Source organism: Erythrobacter sp. NE805 (assembly GCF_046452355.1).
GTDB lineage: Bacteria > Pseudomonadota > Alphaproteobacteria > Sphingomonadales > Sphingomonadaceae > Erythrobacter.
Genome location: NZ_JBKFDI010000002.1, coordinates 81,855 through 99,528 on the forward strand (window position 1 = coordinate 81,855; position 17,674 = coordinate 99,528).

Consider the following 17,674-nt stretch of genomic DNA (forward strand, 5'->3'; position numbering starts at 1 on the left):
CGCGTGTCACATTTCGTAATATGACCAAAGAATGACCGAAAGGGGGCGACGACGAGGCGCGGCCAAGGCGCCGAGTGTCATGGAAACCTATCGCAAAAGCAGCGGCTTGGGCTTTTGCATTACATTTCGATGACAATGTTGCAGTTTCGTTGCAATGACAGCCAAGCTGAGGCATCATTCTTTCATTGATGGAGGAGTGCCGCCGATGATTGTGACTGCTCTTGCCCTGGCGCTGGTGACCCCCGCGCCCTCCGCTCCGGCCCATGCCGCCGCGATGGCCGAAGCCCCGGAACTTGCCGCCAACACGCTCGCTGCCGGGCGGTCGAGCGAGGCGCTGGCCACGCTCGAGCGCGCGAGCCTCAGCGATCCGCACGATCCGGCGGTGCTCATCAACCTCGGGATCGCCTATGCCCATGCCGGCGAGGAGGCGAAGGCCCGCGCTGCCTTCGCCAGGGCGCTCGCCTGCCAAGAGGTGGTGGAACTCGACACCGCCGACGGGACCACGACGGATTCGCGCAAGCTCGCCCGCAAGGCGATGCGGATGCTCGAGCGCGGGGAATTCCGCAGCACCGGCCTGCGCGCGGGTCAGCTGACCTACCGCGACTGAGTCAGCGCTCGGGCGCGCACCGAAGTCGGCGCCTGACAAAGGCGCCGACACCCTCAGGGGCGGGGACAGGCGCCCCGCTCATTTGCCACGCACACACGCGCCCGTGCGCGCGAGGACCGCGCGCAAGCGGCACTGCGCAACGGTTCGACGCGCCGCGCCATCCTCATGATGTCAGAGTGACGAATTGGTCGGGGAGAGAGGATTCGAACCTCCGGCCCCTGCCTCCCGAAGACAGTGCTCTACCAGGCTGAGCTACTCCCCGACCGTGTCGGCTCCGCGGGTCGAAAAGCCCCCGCGGATCGAGGCAAGGCGCGCCCTATAGGTGCGGATGGGCATGGTGGCAAGCGCACAAATGCGCGCTATGGTCGCGGGCATGGCGAGCGCAGCGATTCCCCTTTCCCCCGAGGCAAACCCGCATCCCGAGCAGCAATATCTCGACCTCATGCGGCAGGTCTGGGAGACCGGCAGCGAGCGCATCGACCGCACCGGGGTGGGCACGCGCTCGCTCGCCGGGGCGATGCTGCGTTTCGACCTCGGCGGGGGCGCGATGCCGCTGCTCACCACCAAGCGCGTCTACTGGAAGACCGCGACCCGCGAGCTGCTGTGGTTCCTGACCGGCGAGACCAATATCCGCCCGCTGGTGCTCCAGGGGGTCAAGATCTGGAACGAGTGGCCGCACGCCCGTTATGTCCGCGAAACCGGCGAGGACATCGCGCTCGAGGACTTCGTTCGGCGAATCGCCGAGGACGAGGGTTTCGCGCAGCGCTGGGGCGACCTCGGCCCGGTCTACGGCAAGCAATGGGTCGACTGGCCGACCTACCGCTATCGCCCCGACGGGCTTTACGAGCGGGGCGAGGGGGTGAACCAGGTTGCGCAGGTTATCGAGAGCCTGCGCACCTCCCCCGGCAGCCGCCGCCACATCATCGAGGGCTGGAACGTCGCGGAGCTCGACCGCATGGCCTTGCCGCCCTGCCACAAGACCTACCAGTTCCACGTTGCGGGGGAGGGGGCCGAGGCGCGGCTCTCCTGCCTCCTCTACCAGCGGAGCTGCGACATCGCGCTCGGCCTGCCGTTCAACCTGTGGTCGGCGGCACTGCTCACCGCGATGATCGCGCAGCAGGTCGACATGCAGCCCGGAGAGCTCGTCTGGATGGGCGGCGACGTGCACCTCTACCTGAACCACGCGCACCTCATCGAGGAACAGCTCGCCCGTCAGCCGCAGGGCCATCCCCGGCTCGAGATCACGCGGCGGCCCGAAACAATTTTCGGCTACGCGATCGAGGATTTCGTGGTGCATGATTACGCTCCGTTGCCCCCGATCAGCGCGCCCGTTGCGGTGTGACGGCAATCCCGCTCATGTGCTTGACCGCTCCCCGGCGGTGAAATAAAAATACGTATACAAGCAATGATCGCACCCGCTGTTCGCGGCCCTGCGAGCACGGGAGAGCGCGACACCATGGCCGATCCGAGGGCACCGTCCGACAGCAACCGTGCGCGCCTCGCGCTGCACGTGCCCGAGCCGAAATACCGCCCCGGTGACACGGCCGACTTCTCGCATATCGACATCGGCCGGCCCGGCGACCAGCCGCGCCCGGACGAGAGCGCCCATCCGGGCGCGATGACCGGGCTCGCCTACGGCCTCGTGCGGGTGCTCGGCGAAGATAACCACGCCCACGGCCCCTGGAACCCGCGCCTCGCCCCCGACACGCTGCGCCAGATGCTCGGCCACATGGCGCTGGTGCGCGCCTTCGACGAGCGCATGTTCCGCGGTCAGCGCCAGGGCAAGACCAGCTTCTACATGAAGTGCACCGGCGAGGAGGCGACCTCGATCGCGCCGGCGATGGCGCTCGCGCATGACGACATGATCTTCCCCTCCTACCGCCAGCAGGGCATCCTGATCGCGCGCGGCTATCCGCTGATCGAGATGATCAACCAGATCTACTCGAACAAGGCCGACAAGCTGAAGGGCCGCCAGCTGCCGATCATGTATTCGAGCCGCGAGCACGCCTTCTTCTCGATCTCGGGCAACCTCGCGACCCAGTGCCCGCAGGCGGTGGGCTGGGCGATGGCCTCCGCGATCAAGGGGGACAGCCGGATCGCGGCGACCTGGGTGGGCGAGGGCTCGACCGCCGAGGGCGACTTCCATTCGGCCTGCACCTTCGCGGCGGTCTACAACGCGCCCGTGATCCTCAACGTGGTCAACAACCAGTGGGCGATCTCGAGCTTCAGCGGGTTCGCCGGGGCCGAGCGCACCACCTTCGCGGCGCGCGGGCTCGGCTACGGGATCGCGGCGCTGAGGGTCGACGGCAACGACGCGCTCGCCTGCTATGCGGCCGCCGAATGGGCCGCGAACCGTGCGCGCGGCAATCACGGGCCGACCCTCATCGAATACTTCACCTACCGCGCCGAGGGGCACTCGACCTCGGACGACCCCTCGGGCTACCGCTCGGCGCAGGAGCGCGAGGAGTGGCCGCTCGGCGATCCCATCAACCGCCTGAAGAACCACCTGATCGCGATCGGCGAATGGGACGAGGAGCGCCAGAGCGCGATGGACCTCGATTGCGCCGAGCGCGTCAAGGCGACCACCAAAGAGGCGGAGAAGAACGGCATCCTCGGCCACGGCCTCCACCACCCGTTCCACACCATGTTCGAGGACGTCTACGAGGAGCTGCCCTGGCACCTCAAGGAACAGGCCGAACAGGCCATCCGCGAGCGCATCGCCAAGTTCGGCACCGAAAGGCCCTTCGGATGAGCGAGACCCTTCCTTCCGTGGGCGAAGCCGTGCTCGAAGAGCGCCGCCTCAACATGATCGAGGCGATCAACGAGGCGCTCGACATCATGCTCGGGCGCGACCCCGACGTCATCATCATGGGCGAGGACGTGGGCTATTTCGGCGGCGTGTTCCGCGCCACCGCAGGGCTCCAGGCGAAATACGGCAAGAGCCGCGTCTTCGACACGCCGATTTCCGAATGCGGGATCATCGGCGTGGCGGTGGGGATGGGGGCCTATGGCCTGCGCCCCGTGCCGGAGATCCAGTTCGCCGACTATATCTACCCCGGCCTCGATCAGCTCATCAGCGAGGCGGCGCGGCTGCGCTACCGCTCGGCGGGCGACTACATCGCGCCGCTGACCGTGCGCTCGCCCTTCGGCGGGGGGATCTTCGGCGGCCAGACCCACAGCCAGAGCCCCGAGGCGCTGTTCACCCACGTTGCGGGCCTCAAGACGGTCATCCCGAGCACGCCGCACGACGCCAAGGGCCTGCTGATCGCCGCGATCGAGGACAACGACCCCGTCATCTTCTTCGAGCCCAAGCGCATCTACAACGGGCCTTTCTCGGGCTACTACGACAAGCCGGTCGAGCCGTGGAAAAAGCACCCCGACAGCGTGGTGCCCGAGGGGTACTACCGCATCCCGCTGGGGAAGGCGCGCACCGTGCGCGAGGGCGAGGCGCTGACCGTGCTCGCCTACGGCACGATGGTCCACGTCGCCGAGGCGGTCTGCACCGCCAAGGGGGTCGATGCCGAGATCCTCGACCTGCGCACCCTCGTGCCGCTCGACATCACGGCGATCGAGGCCTCGGTGGAGAAGACCGGGCGCTGCCTGATCGTCCACGAGGCGACCCGCACCTCGGGCTTCGGCGCGGAGCTCTCGGCGCTCGTCACCGAACGCTGTTTCTACCACCTCGAAGCCCCCGTCGAACGGGTTACCGGCTTCGACACGCCCTATCCCCACAGCCTCGAATGGGCCTATTTCCCCGGCCCGGTCCGCATCGGCGAGGCGATCGACAAGCTTCTGAAGGACTGACCGCGACTATGGCCAGGTTCACATTCAACATGCCCGACGTGGGCGAGGGCGTCGCCGAGGCGGAGGTCGTCGAATGGCACGTCAAGGTCGGCGACCGCGTCGAGGAGGACCAGCACCTGGTCGACGTGATGACCGACAAGGCGACGATCGACATCGAGAGCCCGGTCGCGGGCGTGGTGACGCAGCTCGCGGGTGAGGCGGGCGACACCATCGCGATCGGCGCGATGCTGCTGGTGATCGAGACCGACGGAGAAGTCTCCGAGGCGGAAGCCGAGGCGGCCGCCGAGCAGGTCGAGGAGGAGGTGTCCGACGCGCCGGTGCCCGCCGACGTGGCCGAGCGGATCGAGGTCGAAACCTCCGACGCGGGCGATGCGGATGATGCGGCAGCGCTGGTTGAAACAACCGCCGTTCGTGCTGAGCCTGTCGAAGCACTGTCTTCCTCTTCCGGCGGGGCACCAGAAGAGAAGGGCAGCCCTGCGACAAGCTCAGGGCGAACGGAAGCGGGTGCCAAGGTTCTGGCCAGCCCCGCCGTGCGCCAGCGCGCGCGCGATCTGGGCATCGACCTTGCACAGGTGAAGCCTGCCGCCGACGGGCGCGTGCGCCACGCCGACCTCGACGCCTTCCTCGCCTACAACGGCGGGTTCGGCGCGGCGGGCAAGGCGCGCGGCGACGAGGCGATCAAGGTGATCGGCCTCCGCAAGCGCATTGCCCAGAACATGGCGGCCGCCAAGCGCCACATCCCGCACTTCACCTATGTCGAGGAGTGCGACGTCACCGACCTCGAGACCCTCCGCGCGCAGCTCAACGCGGGGCGCGGGGAGCGGCCGAAGCTCACCATGCTGCCGCTGCTGATCACCGCGATCTGCAAGACCATTCCCGCCTTCCCGATGATCAACGCGCGCTACGACGACGAGGCGAATGTCGTCACCCGCCACGGCAGCGTGCACCTCGGCATGGCGGCGCAGACGGATAGCGGCCTGATGGTCCCGGTGATTCGCGATGCGCAGGGAAAGAACCTGTGGCAGCTCGCCCGCGAGATCGGCCGCCTCGCCGATGCCGCGCGGAACGGCAAGGCGACGTCGGAGGAGCTCTCGGGCTCGACCCTCACCGTCACCTCGCTGGGGCCCCTCGGCGGGGTCGCCACCACCCCGGTCATCAACCGGCCGGAGGTGGCGATCATCGGCCCCAATCGCATCGTCGAGCGCCCGATGTTCGTGCCCGACGGGATGGGAGGCGAGCGCATCGCCAAGCGCAAGCTCATGAACATCTCGATCTCCTGCGACCACCGCGTCGTCGACGGGCATGACGCGGCGAGCTTCATCCAGGCGGTGAAGAAGCTGATCGAGACGCCGGCGCTTCTGCTGGTCGACTGATTGGGGTAGGGTCGGCCTCAAGGAAGGGGAGCCGACATGACCCGAGACCCGCGCGTCGACGACTACATCGCGAGGGCCGCGCCCTTCGCCCGGCCGATCCTCGAACACGCGCGCGCGCTGGCGCACCGCGCGCTTCCCGGCGCCGAGGAGACCATCAAGTGGGGCATGCCGCACCTCATGGTCGGCGGGAAGAATGTCGTCGGCCTGGCCGCCTTCAAGGGCCATGCCGCGGTGGTGATCCATCACGAGGAGCGCAGCGGCGAGGGGATGGGCGCGCTCGGCCGGCTTACGACCCTCGCCGACCTTCCGCCCGATGCCGAGTTGATCGCGCGCTTCCAGGCGGGCGCGGCAGCGCTCGGGACGCCGCGGCCGAAGCGCGCACCCAAGCCCGAGCTGCCCGTCCCGTCCGCCTTCGCCGCGGCGCTCGATGCCGCTCCGGCGGCGCGCGCGGCCTTCGACGCCTTCGCCCCCTCGCATCGCCGCGAATATGTCGAATGGATCGCCGAGGCCAAGCGCGACGAGACCCGCGACAAGCGCATCGCGCAGGCGGTGGAGTGGCTGTCCGAAGGCCGGAAGCGCAACTGGAAATACGAGAACTGCTGACCTGTCATCGCCCTTCCATTTTTTGCCGATTGGGCCGTTGACAGCCCTTCGCCCCGGTCCTAATGGCGCTGCTCCACGAGCGGGACGGCATCGCCGGAACGCTCGAGAGGACAAGATGCGCGGGTGTAGCTCAGTCGGTTAGAGCGCCGGCCTGTCACGCCGGAGGTCGCGGGTTCGAGCCCCGTCACTCGCGCCACTTGTTCATAGAGGGACGGCCTTCAAGGCCAAACGAAGGCGGGCGCTCAGTCCGCCTTTTTGCTGTCCGGCGCAGGCGCGCTCCAGCGGCCGGTTTCCATCCAGATCAGGAAGCGCTTCAGGGGCAGCAGCCAGACGAGGCCGAGGACGAGGTAGACCACGGTCTGCGCGCCCCCGGACCAGCTGCCGATGATCGAGGGCGCGTAGCGCGCGATCACCGCGCCGTAGACCATCAGCGCCAGGAACAGGCCGACGATGCCGAAGGGGATCCGCCAGGTGGGGGTCTCGCGCATTCTAGAGGCTTCCGTAGATCCGGGTTGGGGTGACGACCGCGTCGAGCGGGACGTCGTGGGGTTCGCTCGGGAGCGCCTCGCAGAGCTGCGCGTCCCATGCGAGGCCAACGGCCAGCTGGGGCCGATGTTCCGCAAGCCAGCGGTCGTAATGCCCGCCGCCTTGCCCCAGCCGCGCGCCGTCTGCCGTGAAGCCGACGAGGGGTACGAACAGGATGTCGGGCACCTCCGGCGCGGCCTCGGCGGCAGGCTGAAGGATGCCGAAGGGGCCGACCTCGAGGTCGTCCTGCGCATAGGGATCGGAGTGGTGGCGGAACTCCATCGGCGCTTCGCGCGAGGCGAAATAGGGCAGGGCGAGCGCATGCCCCGCATCGCGGAAGAAGCGCGCATAGGCCGCCGCGGGCGCCTCGAAGGGCCCGGCGTGGTAGAGGCCGACGACCGCCTCCTGCGGGATGCGCGCAAGCAGCGGCGCGGGCGGGCGGTGGAACATGAGGGCCCGCAGGTTGTCTGGGAGCGCCTGCACATGCGCCTTCCGCCGCGCGCGGAGTTCTTTGCGGAGTTCGTCCTTGGTCATCGCGGCAGGGGTAGACCTCGCGACATGAGGGGGCAAGGCCGATGGGTCGGCTCGCCCCTCAACCACCTTCGGTGGTCCCCCTCCCCTGAAGGGGAGAATCATCACGGGCCGCAGGCCCGCAAGCGCGAACGCGCGTCCGCAGGGGTGGCCCTGCAAGGGCCGGGTCCCCGGAGGGAAGCCAAGCGCGCGAATGCGCGCGCCGGCGCTTGAGGCCAAAAAAGAAAGTGGCGGAACCACCATGGGTCGTTTGCACTCGAAATCCTCTGACGCCTAACGTCAGGTGGGCGCCGTGTACCCGAGCCTCCCGGACGAACCGGCAGACAGGGGCAGGGACAACTCCCATGGATTGCTTATAGCCTCAGGGATATTCAATCGGCTCGTGCCGGGCAGTCCCGCCGCCTGGCAATCTAGGCGCTCGCGGCAGCCGCTTCAAGCGCGGCGGCGCTCGCCTCGGCGCGCGCGGCTAGGGCTTCGAGGCGCGCAGCGAGGTCCTCGTCCGCCGGAGCGGCCGCCGGCGGCCCGCCGAACAGGTCGAACTGCGGCGTGGGTGGAGCGGGCGCCGGGGCAGGGCGCGCGGCGGCCTCGCGGGCGACCGCGAGCTCTGCTTCCAACCCGGCGACCCGCGCGCGCAACGCGTCGAGCTCCGAGGTGTCGGGCGGGCCGAGTTCGGCGAGCTGCTTCCTCGCCTGGTCGAGCTCGTCGGCCATGAACAGCGCGGCGAAGAGCAGGTTCTGCGCCTCGAGCGGCGCGCGCGCCTGCCCGAGCTGCGCATACTTCTCGGCGATCATCGCGCCGAGTGCGCGGATATGCGCCTCCTGCCCGTCGGCACAGGCGATCGTGTAGCTCTTCGGCCCGATCGAAAGCGTGACGGTGCTCATCCCTCGTGCGCTTCCAGCTGTTCGAGCAGCTCGTCGAGCTCGCGCAGGCTTTCCGCGACCTGTTCGCGCAGGCGCTCGTGGACGTTGACCAGCTCGACCACCTTGCCCGAGCCGCCACCCGCCCGGCCCTCGCGCGAGCCGCCGCCGGCCTCGCGGGCGGCGTCGATGCGCACCATCGCGCTCTCGATGCGGGCCAGCGCGGATGCGATGCGGTCGGCGGTCATGATGCCCCGGTAATTACCAACAGAAGGATGCGCGCGCAAAGCCTTGGGCGGGGCTGTTGATAAGTCGCGCCAGCCGCCCGCACGACGAGTTGCGCGCGCGAGGTTGACCTCCCCCCTTGGCTCGGCAATGGCACGGCGCGACCGCAACGCAGGGTCGAATCGCTCTCCCGAGCGCCGTCGCCCCAGCAGGAGACCCCATGCCGATGAGCCTCGAGCCCGCCCGCCTCAAGCCGATGGCCAACGCGATCCGCGCGCTTTCGATGGACGCCGTCGAGGCGGCCAATTCGGGGCACCCGGGGATGCCGATGGGCATGGCCGACGTCGCCACGGTGCTGTTCACGCAGCACCTCAAGTTCGATCCGAGCGCGCCCGACTGGGCCGACCGCGACCGCTTCGTGCTTTCGGCAGGCCACGGCTCGATGCTGATCTACAGCCTGCTCCATCTCGCCGGCTACGCCTCGCCGACGATCGATGACATCAAGGGCTTCCGCAAGCTCGGCAGCCCCTGTGCAGGCCACCCCGAGAACTTCCTCATTCCGGGCGTCGAGTGCACCACCGGCCCGCTCGGGCAGGGCCTCGCGATGGCGGTCGGCATGGCGATGGCCGAGCGGCATCTCAACGCTGTTTACGGCGACGCGCTGGTCGATCACCGCACCTGGGTGATCGCGGGAGATGGCTGCCTCATGGAGGGGATCAACCACGAGGCGATCGGGCTCGCCGGGCACCTCAAGCTCGGGCGGCTCAACGTGCTGTGGGACGACAACCGCATCACCATCGACGGGGCGACCGACCTCTCCTCCTCCGAGGACATCAAGGCGCGCTACATCGCGACCGGGTGGCACGTGACGACATGCGACGGGCACGACTTCGCCGACATCGACCGGGCGCTGGCGGAGGCCAAGGCCGATCCGCGCCCCTCGCTGGTCGCCTGCCGCACGCTGATCGGCAAGGGCGCGCCCAACAAGCAAGGCACCAGCGGCGTGCACGGTGCGGCGCTCGGGGCGGCCGAAGTCGCCGCGGCGCGCGAGGCGCTGGGGTGGTCGCACGAGCCCTTCGTGGTTCCCAGCGAGATCCTCGCCGACTGGCACATGGCGGGAGAGCCGGGCCGCGCGGCGCATGGCGCCTGGGCCGGGCGGCTCGAGGCGTCGGACAAGCGCGCGGCCTTCTTTGCGCAGATGGCGGGCGTAAGCGACCTCGTCCCCGCCGCGATCGAGGGGCATATCCGCGGCCTCGCCGCCGCGCCGCAGAAGGTCGCGACGCGCAAGGCCTCGGAGCTGGCGCTGGGCCCGCTTACCGCGGCGATCCCGCAGCTGGTCGGCGGTTCGGCGGACCTGACGGGCTCGAACAACACCAAGACGCCTTCGACCCTGCCGATGACCGCCGAGGACTATTCCGGGCGCTACGTCTATTACGGCATCCGCGAATTCGGCATGGCCGCGGCGATGAACGGCATGGCGCTGCACGGCGGGATCGTGCCCTATGGCGGCACCTTCCTGATCTTCTCCGACTACTGCCGCAACGCGATCCGCCTCTCGGCGCTCCAGCAGGTCGGCGTGGTTTATGTGCTGACCCATGACTCCATCGGCCTCGGCGAGGACGGGCCGACCCACCAGCCGGTCGAGCAGGTGATGAGCCTGCGCCTGATCCCCAACCTCAACGTCTACCGCCCGGCCGATGTGATCGAGACGGCGGAGTGCTGGGCGATGGCGCTGTCGACGCCGGAGACCCCTTCCGTGCTGGCGCTGACCCGCCAGAACCTGCCGCAGCTGCGCGGCGAGGGGGACGCGGAGTGGACGGCCGCGGCCAACCGCTGTGCGAAGGGCGGCTACCGCCTGCGGGCCGCCGGAGCCGCGCGCAAGGTCGTGCTGGTCGCCACCGGCTCGGAAGTCGCACTCGCGGTCGAATGCGCCGCGGCGCTCGAGGCGCAGGGGATCGGCGCCGACGTCGTCTCGATGCCCTGCACCGATCTCTTCGACGCCCAGCCCGAGGGTTACAAGGCCGACCTCCTCCCCGCCGACGCGCTGATCGTCTCGATCGAGGCGGGTTCGACGCTGGGGTGGGAACGATACACCGGCCGCTCCGGTATCAACATCGGCCTCGACACCTTCGGCGCCTCCGCTCCGGCGGAAGACCTGTTTGCCCATTTCGGCTTCACCGCGGCGGCAATCGTCCCGCAAATCCTGAACAAGTTGAACGCATAAGCAGGAGTACCTCTCATGGCTACCAAAGTCGCCATCAACGGCTTCGGCCGCATCGGCCGCCTCGTCGCCCGCGCCATCCTCGAGCGCACCGACCACGACTTCGAGCTCGTCTCGATCAACGACCTCGCCGATGCCAAGGCCAATGCGCTGCTGTTCGCCTTCGATTCGGTCCACGGGCGCTTCGGCGGCGAAGTGACTGCCGATGGCGATGCGATCATCGTCAATGGCAAGCGCATCGCCGTGACCAAGGAGCGGGACCCCGCCAACCTGCCGCACGCCGCGATGGGCGTCGACATCGTGCTCGAATGCACCGGCTTCTTCCAGTCGGACGAAGCGAGCCGCCCGCACCTCGCCGCCGGGGCCAAGCGCGTCGTCATCTCGGCGCCCGCGACCGGTGTCTCCAAGACCATCGTCTACGGCGTCAACCACGAGACGCTGACCGCCGAGGACGTGATCATTTCCAACGCATCGTGCACCACCAACTGCCTCGCGCCGGTCGCCAAGGTGCTCAACGACGCGATCGGGATCGAGCGCGGCTTCATGACCACGATTCACTCCTACACCAACGACCAGCGCATGCTCGACCAGATCCATTCGGACCTGCGCCGCGCCCGCGCCGGTGCGCAGAACATGATCCCCACCACCACCGGCGCCGCGCGCGCGGTCGGCCTCGTGCTCCCCGAACTGAAGGGCAAGCTCGACGGCTCCTCGGTGCGCGTGCCGACCCCGAACGTCTCGATGGTCGACCTCGTCTTCGTCCCCTCGCGCGACACCACCGCAGAAGAGATCAACGCTGCGCTCAAGGCCGCGGCCGACGGCCCGATGAAGGGCGTGCTCGACTACACCGACCAGCCGCTCGTCAGCTCGGACTTCAACCACTACCCGGCCTCCTCGACGGTCGACAGCCTCGAGACCTCGGTCATGGAAGGCAAGCTCGCCCGCGTCGTCAGCTGGTACGACAACGAGTGGGGCTTCTCGAACCGCATGATCGACACCGCCGGGGTGGTGGCGAAGTTCCTGTAAGCCGATCCCCCCCTCCCGCTCGCGGGAGGGGCCGGGGGTGGGCCTGCGCCGCCTGCCCACCCCGCTGCGACTAGCCAGCACGCTGGCAAGTCTCGCTGCCCCTCCCGCTGGCGGGAGGGGGTCAACGGAGTGAGCCATGCCCAAGTTCAAGACCCTCGATGATCTCCCCGCCGATCTCACCGGCGAGGTCGCGCTCGTCCGCGTCGACCTCAACCTGCCGATGAAAGACGGCTCGGCGACCGACGTGACCCGCGTCGAGGCGGTGAAGCCCACGATCCTCGAACTCGCAGGGCGCGGCGCGAAGGTGCTGCTGCTCGCGCATTTCGGCCGTCCGGGCGGGCAGCGTTCCTCGCAGCTCTCGACCAGCATGGTGGTGGGCGACGTCGAGAAGGTGCTCGGACGCGAGGTGATGTTCATCCCCGAGATCGCGGGCCCCGTCGTCGACCAGGCGGTGAGCTCCATCCTGCGCAGCGGAGACATCGGCCTTCTCGACAACACCCGCTTCTGGCCGGGCGAGGAGGCGAACGATCCCAACCTCGCCCAGGCGATCGCCGCGCACGGCACGCTTTACGTCAACGACGCCTTCAGCGCCGCGCACCGCGCCCATGCGACCACCGAGGGGCTGGCGCACTTCCTCCCCGCCTATGCGGGCCGATCGATGGAGGCGGAGCTCAAGGCATTGGACGCGGCCCTCGGTGCGCCGGAGACGCCGGTGGCTGCGGTGGTCGGCGGGGCCAAGGTCTCGACCAAGCTCGCGGTGCTCGAGAACCTCGTGGGCAAGGTGCAGCACCTCATCATCGGCGGGGGCATGGCCAACACCTTCCTCGCCGCGCGGGGCGTGAATGTCGGCAAGAGCCTGTGCGAACACGATCTTGCGCCGACCGTCGCGCGGATCATGGACGAGGCCGACGCGCAGGGCTGCACCGTGCACCTGCCCTATGACGTGGTGGTCGCCAAGGAATTCGCCGCCAACCCTGCCTCCTTGCGGGTCTGCAACGTCCACGAGGTCGCCGAGGACGAGATGATACTCGACCTCGGGCCGACAGCAGTCGAGGCGCTCGCCGACGTGCTCAAGACCTGTCGCACGCTGGTGTGGAACGGCCCGCTCGGTGCCTTCGAGACCGAGCCCTTCGATGCCGCCACCGTCGCCCTTGCGCGCACCGCGGCAGCGCTGACGCTCGAGGGCTCGCTCATCAGCGTGGCGGGCGGCGGCGACACCGTCGCGGCGCTCGCCCACGCCGGGGCCAGCCAGGACTTCACCTATATCTCGACCGCGGGCGGCGCCTTCCTCGAATGGATGGAAGGCCGGGTTCTCCCCGGCGTCGCAGCGCTCGAGGCCTGACGCGTGGCGGCGAGCGAAGCCGAAATCGAGGCGCTGGCGCTCTCGGCGATGCGCGCCTGGGTGGCGGCCGACGAGAAGACGATGAAGAAGCTCACCAAGCGCGACTTCATGTGCATGGTCGGCACCCGCCCGCCGCAGCTGCTCGACCGCCCGAGTTTCCTCGCCGCGATGGCCGCGGGCTTCGCCTGCCGCAGCTTCACCTTCCGCGAGGTGCTGGTGCGCACCCACGGCAACTCGGCATGGTTCGTGGCGGCGGCCGAATTGAAGCTGACCCTCGGCCGCGAGGAGTGGGCGGGGCAGTTCCTCGTCAGCGACCTGTGGAAGAAGGGGAGCTGGGGCAGCAAGCACAAGCTCGCCGAGCGCGCGATCGCGGTGCTCGATCCCGACGAGCGCCGCGCGGGCGCGATCCAGCGGCTCCAGCTGTGGCACAAGGGAGGCAAGCGCCGATGAGCGAGATGGTCGAGACCAGCTACGGGCTGCTCTCCGAGCTCGAGGAGGGCGAGTTCGCCGGGTGGCGCTACTGGCAGGGCGATCCCTTCGAGACCCGCTCGGGCCCGTTCTTCTACCGCCGCGAGGAGGACGGCAGCTATGTCGCCGCCTTCCGCGCCGAGGACCGCCACATGAACGGCGGCGGCTTCATGCACGGCGGCTGCATGCTGACCTTCGCCGACTTCGCGCTCTTCGCGATCGCCACCGACGAGCTCAATGGCGATCACGCGGTGACGCTCAACCTGTCGGGCGACTTCCTCGGCGCGATCAGCTCGGGCGCGCGGGTCGAGGCACGCGGCGAGGTCACGCGCGGCGGCGGCAAGACGATCTTCGTGCGCGGCCTCGTCACCGGCGACGGCAAGCCTGCGCTGAGTTTCACGGGCATCATCCGGCGTCTTTCGCGGCGCTGATTTCTTCGCGGTTGCAGCATCCGCAAGGCCTCGCTAAGGCCCGCTCCGAGCCTCTTTGCATACCTATGCATAGAGGGAAGAGATCCGCTCAAAGCCATTGGAGACAGCCACGATGAACACCCAGGACATGACGACCCGCATCGCCACCGGACAGGGGTTCATCGCCGCGCTCGACCAGTCGGGCGGCTCGACACCCAAAGCGCTGCGGGGCTACGGGGTGGACGATTCCGAGTGGTCGGGCGACGAGGAGATGTTCGCGCAGATCCACGCGATGCGCGCCCGCGTCATCACCGCGCCGTGCTTTGCCAGCGGCAAGGTGATCGGCGCGATCCTGTTCGAGAAGACGATGGATGGGATGGTCGACGGCGTCTCGACCGGTGATGCGCTCAAGGCGCGCGGGATCGTGCCCTTCATCAAGGTCGACGAGGGTCTCGCCGACGAGGCCGACGGGGTGCAGCTGATGAAGCCGATGGTGAAGCTCGCGGCCCTGCTCGCAAAGTCGGTCGCGGCGGGGATGTTCGGCACCAAGATGCGCTCGGTGATCAAGGCCGCGAACCCGGCGGGAATCGCCGCGATCGTCGCGCAGCAGTTCGAGGTCGGCCAGCAGATCATCGCCGCCGGCCTCATGCCGATCATCGAGCCCGAATACGACATCACCGCCGCCGACCGCGCCGAGGGCGAGGCGATCCTGCTCGCCGAGATCGTGAAGCATTTGGGCGCCCTGCCGGAAGGCCAGCAGGTCATGCTCAAGCTCTCGATTCCCGCCACGGACGGCCTCTACGCGCCGCTGGTGAGCCACCCCAAGGTGCTGCGCGTCGTCGCGCTCTCGGGCGGCTTTTCGACCGACGAGGCCTGCGCGCGGCTCAGCCGGAACCCCGGCATGATCGCGAGCTTCAGCCGCGGGCTGCTCCAGGACCTGCGCAAGCAGCAGTCCGACGAGGAGTTCAACGCGGTGCTCGGCAAGGCGATCGACCAGATCGCCAGCGCGAGCGTCTGAGGGCTACCTCGCCTCGAACGTGAACCGGTATTCCGACGGCGCGGGCTTGGCGTCGGTGGTCGGGGCGGGATTGCCCGAGGTCAGTGCGAGCGTCACCCCGCGGACCGCGAAGGGCTCGCCGAGGGCAAGGTCGCCCGTCTCGCGCCAGCCCGCGCCGTCGATGCGGGTGCGCACCACCAGCCGGCCCGCCCAGATGCAGCGCGCATTGGCCGGGCAGCGGCTGTCCTCGACCACCTCCATCGGCGTCGCGACCACCGCGCCGACCTGCACCGCCTGCCCGAGCGCGACGGGGCTCGCGGGCGGGGCGGGGAGGCTTTCGGGCATCGGCGCATCGGGGATGATCGTGCAGGCCGTGAGGACGGCGGCGAGGAGGGCGGGGGCGAGGAGGCGGGTGGCTCTGGTCATGCCCCCGCTTTAGCCGCCCGCCGCCTGCATCCCGCCTGAACAGGTGACAGCGCGCGCCCGAGGCTCTAGCGACAAGCCCCCATGACCCAGACCCAGCTCTATCTCATCTCGCCCCTCGACGTCGGCGGCGACTTCCCCGGGCGGCTCGAGCGCGCGCTCGCGGCGGGGGCGCGGCGGCACGGCGACCTCGTCACCGCCTTCCAGTTCCGGGTGAAGAACGTCGACCAGCACGAGGCCGCGCGCCTCGCCGCGCCGCTCCAGGCGATCTGCGCGGCGCACGATGTCGCCTTCATCGTCAACGATTCGGTCGCGCTGGCGAAGCGCTTACAGGCCGACGGGGTGCACCTCGGCCAGGACGACGGCTCGCCGAAGGAGGCGCGCGCGGCACTGGGGCGCGAGGCGCAGATCGGCGTCACCTGCCACGCCAGCCGCCACCTCGCGATGGAGGCGGGCGAGGCGGGGGCGGACTACGTCGCCTTCGGGGCCTTCTTCCCTTCTGCGACCAAGGACAAGGGCCCGGATGCCGAGCGCCCGCTGCCGGAACTCCTCAGCTGGTGGACCCAGCTCTTCGAGATCCCCTGCGTCGCGATCGGCGGCATCACCCCCGAGAACTGCCGGCCGCTGGTCGAGGCGGGCGCGGACTTCCTCGCCGTCAGCCACGCCGTGTGGGGCGGGGACGAGGTCGCGGCGATCGAGGCCTTTGCGCGAGCGATGCGGGGGTGACACCCGTGGCGGCCGCCAACCTCGGATAGGGCGCCGCGCAGCGCGAGGGGGGATGCACGGCGTCCCACAGCCTTCGCGGGAGACGCGCGATCCACGACATCATCATCGTCGGCGCCGGGCCGGCCGGGCTCACCGCGGCGCTCTATGCCACGCGGTTCCGGCGCGCCACGCTGGTCCTCCACGACGGCGCGGCGCGCGCAGGCCAGATCCCGCTGACCCGCAACGTGCCCGGCCACGACGGCGGGATCGCCGGCCCCGAGCTCCTCGCGCGCATGACCCGCCATGCGGAGGGATATGGCGCGACCCTTCGCGAGGCGCGGGTCGTCGAAGCGGCGCGCGAGGGCGGGGCGTTCCGCCTCACCGACGCGGCGGGGGTCACCCACACTGCGCGCGCGGTGATCCTCGCGACCGGGGTGCGGCACAACCGGCCCCAGCTGCCCGAAAACGTGCACCAGGCTGCGGTCGATGCGGGGGTGCTGCGCTACTGCCCGATCTGCGACGGCTTCGAGCACCGGGACGAGCGCATCGCCGTGCTCGGCTGCGACGTCTCGGGGGCGGCCGAGGCGCTGTTCCTGCGCACCTATTCGGGCGACGTTACCCTGCTGCCCCGCCGCGATGTCGCGCTCACCGACGAGGAACAGGGCGACCTCGAGCGCGCGGGCGTCCACGTGCTCGACCATGCCGTGACCCGCTTCGAGCCGACCGCGCAGGACATCCGCCTGCATTGCGAGGGCCGCGCCGAGCCGCTGGTCTTCGACGTGCTCTACCCCGCGCTCGGCGCGCGCCCGCGCAGCGATCTGGCGCGGATGCTCGGGCTCGCGCTCACCGAGGACGGCAAGGCGCCGGACAACGCGTCCTTCGGCACCGCCATCCCCGGGCTCTACGCCGCCGGCGACCTCGTCGAGGGGCTCGACCAGATCAGCGTCGCGATGGGCCACGGCGCGATCGCCGCGACGCGGGCGCACAACTGGCTGCGCGAGCAGGACGGCGCGACGGTGGAGGCGGTGCTCGGCGAGGACCCGGAAGCGGCGAAAGACTGAAGCGCGCGCTCAGCCGATGTTCCCGACCCGGGTGCAGATCAGCTTGCTGTCGGTCCCGTCGGGGTTGAGCTTCTGGAGCGTGTTCTCGCCGCGCACCCGGAAGCGCTGGTCCTTCTTGGGGCCGCGGGTGAAGACCACCTCGGTGCCGCGCAAGAGGTAGATGCCGCGCCCGCCGCCGGGGCTGCGGTAGCTCGAGGCGGTGCTGATGAGGAAGGCCTCCTCGGGCACCTCGACGAAGGCCGCGCCGCCCGCATCGCCGGGGAGCGCGCATTGCCACTGGCCGTGCTCGAGGATCCCGAGCACCCCGCCGGTCGGCGGGCCCGAGCTCGGCCGCGGGCGCGAGGCGTCGCGATTGGTGGCGGCGGTCTGGCCGCGCGCGCCGCCGGGACCGACCGCGGCAAGCGCCGCAGCACCGGCGACGAGGAGGAGCACGTAGCGGGTTCTCATGCCCGCCTCCTACCAGCGCGGATGGCGCGAGGCCATGGCCTTAACCCTC

General features: G+C 69.6%; 20 protein-coding genes, 2 tRNA genes and 1 other RNA gene. 15 read left to right on the plus strand and 8 right to left on the minus strand.

Translation table 11 applies throughout. The features are described 5' to 3' along the window. Nucleotides 1–205: 205 nt before the first annotated feature. Complete coding sequence (locus tag ACLBKU_RS08310; RefSeq protein ID WP_410179092.1) at nt 206–607, plus strand: tetratricopeptide repeat protein; 402 nt, start codon at nt 206–208, stop codon at nt 605–607. 185 nt (nt 608–792) lie between these two features. On the opposite strand, the gene ACLBKU_RS08315 is transcribed toward ACLBKU_RS08310, so the two are convergent. Further along, a tRNA-Pro gene (locus ACLBKU_RS08315) sits at nt 793–869 on the minus strand. A gap of 111 nt (nt 870–980) precedes the next feature. Here ACLBKU_RS08315 and thyA point away from each other — a divergent pair. The 6 genes from thyA (at nt 981) to ACLBKU_RS08345 (ending at nt 6,583) form a co-directional block, all read left to right on the plus strand. Further along, a complete protein-coding gene (gene thyA / locus ACLBKU_RS08320) occupies nt 981–1,949 on the plus strand; it encodes a thymidylate synthase (protein ID WP_410179093.1) in 969 nt (322 codons plus the stop codon). Nucleotides 1,950–2,063: 114 nt separating this feature from the next. Then, the gene (locus tag ACLBKU_RS08325; RefSeq protein WP_410179094.1) at nt 2,064–3,359 is read left to right on the plus strand and encodes a thiamine pyrophosphate-dependent enzyme; all 1,296 of its coding nucleotides are present in this window, start codon (nt 2,064–2,066) and stop codon (nt 3,357–3,359) included. Next, nucleotides 3,356–4,411 carry an alpha-ketoacid dehydrogenase subunit beta gene (locus tag ACLBKU_RS08330; RefSeq protein WP_410179095.1) on the plus strand — a complete coding sequence of 352 codons (1,056 nt, stop codon included), beginning with the start codon at nt 3,356–3,358 and terminating at the stop codon, nt 4,409–4,411. Before ACLBKU_RS08325 ends, ACLBKU_RS08330 begins: the two co-directional genes overlap by 4 nt. An 8-nt stretch (nt 4,412–4,419) precedes the next feature. Further along, nucleotides 4,420–5,784, plus strand: coding sequence for a dihydrolipoamide acetyltransferase family protein (locus ACLBKU_RS08335; protein WP_410179096.1), 1,365 nt, complete (start codon nt 4,420–4,422; stop codon nt 5,782–5,784). Between the two features lie 36 nt (nt 5,785–5,820). Further along, a complete protein-coding gene (locus tag ACLBKU_RS08340) occupies nt 5,821–6,387 on the plus strand; it encodes a YdeI/OmpD-associated family protein (RefSeq protein WP_410179097.1) in 567 nt (188 codons plus the stop codon). Nucleotides 6,388–6,506: 119 nt separating this feature from the next. Then, nucleotides 6,507–6,583: transfer RNA gene (locus tag ACLBKU_RS08345), tRNA-Asp, on the plus strand. A gap of 46 nt (nt 6,584–6,629) precedes the next feature. On the opposite strand, the gene ACLBKU_RS08350 is transcribed toward ACLBKU_RS08345, so the two are convergent. From ACLBKU_RS08350 to ACLBKU_RS08370, 5 genes are all read right to left on the minus strand, one after another. Beyond that, entirely contained in the window at nt 6,630–6,875 is a 246-nt protein-coding gene (locus tag ACLBKU_RS08350) for a DUF2842 domain-containing protein (protein ID WP_410179098.1), read from the minus strand. Between the two features lies 1 nt (nt 6,876). Then, nucleotides 6,877–7,446, minus strand: a complete 570-nt coding sequence (locus ACLBKU_RS08355) for a 5-formyltetrahydrofolate cyclo-ligase (RefSeq protein ID WP_410179099.1) — start codon at nt 7,444–7,446, stop codon at nt 6,877–6,879. 226 nt (nt 7,447–7,672) lie between these two features. Next, a non-coding RNA gene (gene ssrS, locus ACLBKU_RS08360) (6S RNA) lies at nt 7,673–7,842 on the minus strand. A gap of 11 nt (nt 7,843–7,853) precedes the next feature. Continuing rightward, entirely contained in the window at nt 7,854–8,324 is a 471-nt protein-coding gene (locus ACLBKU_RS08365) for a cell division protein ZapA (RefSeq protein ID WP_410179100.1), read from the minus strand. Beyond that, nucleotides 8,321–8,548: a hypothetical protein gene (locus tag ACLBKU_RS08370; RefSeq protein ID WP_410179101.1), complete on the minus strand. Its 228-nt coding sequence runs from the start codon at nt 8,546–8,548 to the stop codon at nt 8,321–8,323. The genes ACLBKU_RS08365 and ACLBKU_RS08370 overlap by 4 nt, the downstream gene beginning before the upstream one ends. A gap of 203 nt (nt 8,549–8,751) precedes the next feature. Here ACLBKU_RS08370 and tkt point away from each other — a divergent pair, with 203 nt between their 5' ends. The 6 genes from tkt to ACLBKU_RS08400 all read left to right on the plus strand — a co-directional run bounded on the left by tkt (nt 8,752) and on the right by ACLBKU_RS08400 (nt 15,010). Next, nucleotides 8,752–10,749, plus strand: a complete 1,998-nt coding sequence (gene tkt / locus ACLBKU_RS08375) for a transketolase (protein ID WP_410179653.1) — start codon at nt 8,752–8,754, stop codon at nt 10,747–10,749. A 15-nt stretch (nt 10,750–10,764) separates the two neighbouring features. Further along, nucleotides 10,765–11,772, plus strand: a complete 1,008-nt coding sequence (gene gap, locus ACLBKU_RS08380; protein WP_410179102.1) for a type I glyceraldehyde-3-phosphate dehydrogenase — start codon at nt 10,765–10,767, stop codon at nt 11,770–11,772. 136 nt (nt 11,773–11,908) lie between these two features. Then, nucleotides 11,909–13,114 carry a phosphoglycerate kinase gene (locus ACLBKU_RS08385; RefSeq protein ID WP_410179103.1) on the plus strand — a complete coding sequence of 402 codons (1,206 nt, stop codon included), beginning with the start codon at nt 11,909–11,911 and terminating at the stop codon, nt 13,112–13,114. A gap of 3 nt (nt 13,115–13,117) precedes the next feature. After that, the gene (locus ACLBKU_RS08390) at nt 13,118–13,564 is read left to right on the plus strand and encodes a DUF4440 domain-containing protein (RefSeq protein WP_410179104.1); all 447 of its coding nucleotides are present in this window, start codon (nt 13,118–13,120) and stop codon (nt 13,562–13,564) included. Continuing rightward, nucleotides 13,561–14,013: a PaaI family thioesterase gene (locus tag ACLBKU_RS08395; protein WP_410179105.1), complete on the plus strand. Its 453-nt coding sequence runs from the start codon at nt 13,561–13,563 to the stop codon at nt 14,011–14,013. Before ACLBKU_RS08390 ends, ACLBKU_RS08395 begins: the two co-directional genes overlap by 4 nt. A 112-nt stretch (nt 14,014–14,125) precedes the next feature. Beyond that, a complete protein-coding gene (locus tag ACLBKU_RS08400; protein ID WP_410179106.1) occupies nt 14,126–15,010 on the plus strand; it encodes a fructose bisphosphate aldolase in 885 nt (294 codons plus the stop codon). Nucleotides 15,011–15,013: 3 nt separating this feature from the next. Here ACLBKU_RS08400 and ACLBKU_RS08405 read toward each other — a convergent pair whose 3' ends face one another. Next, nucleotides 15,014–15,415: a hypothetical protein gene (locus ACLBKU_RS08405; protein WP_410179107.1), complete on the minus strand. Its 402-nt coding sequence runs from the start codon at nt 15,413–15,415 to the stop codon at nt 15,014–15,016. Between the two features lie 81 nt (nt 15,416–15,496). Here ACLBKU_RS08405 and thiE point away from each other — a divergent pair, with 81 nt between their 5' ends. Both thiE and ACLBKU_RS08415 read left to right on the plus strand, forming a co-directional pair. Beyond that, nucleotides 15,497–16,138: a thiamine phosphate synthase gene (gene thiE, locus ACLBKU_RS08410; RefSeq protein ID WP_410179108.1), complete on the plus strand. Its 642-nt coding sequence runs from the start codon at nt 15,497–15,499 to the stop codon at nt 16,136–16,138. Nucleotides 16,139–16,242: 104 nt separating this feature from the next. After that, nucleotides 16,243–17,178, plus strand: a complete 936-nt coding sequence (locus tag ACLBKU_RS08415) for an NAD(P)/FAD-dependent oxidoreductase (protein ID WP_410179654.1) — start codon at nt 16,243–16,245, stop codon at nt 17,176–17,178. Between the two features lie 9 nt (nt 17,179–17,187). On the opposite strand, the gene ACLBKU_RS08420 is transcribed toward ACLBKU_RS08415, so the two are convergent. Continuing rightward, nucleotides 17,188–17,625, minus strand: a complete 438-nt coding sequence (locus ACLBKU_RS08420; RefSeq protein WP_410179109.1) for an elongation factor P — start codon at nt 17,623–17,625, stop codon at nt 17,188–17,190. Between the last annotated feature and the right edge of the window lie 49 nt (nt 17,626–17,674).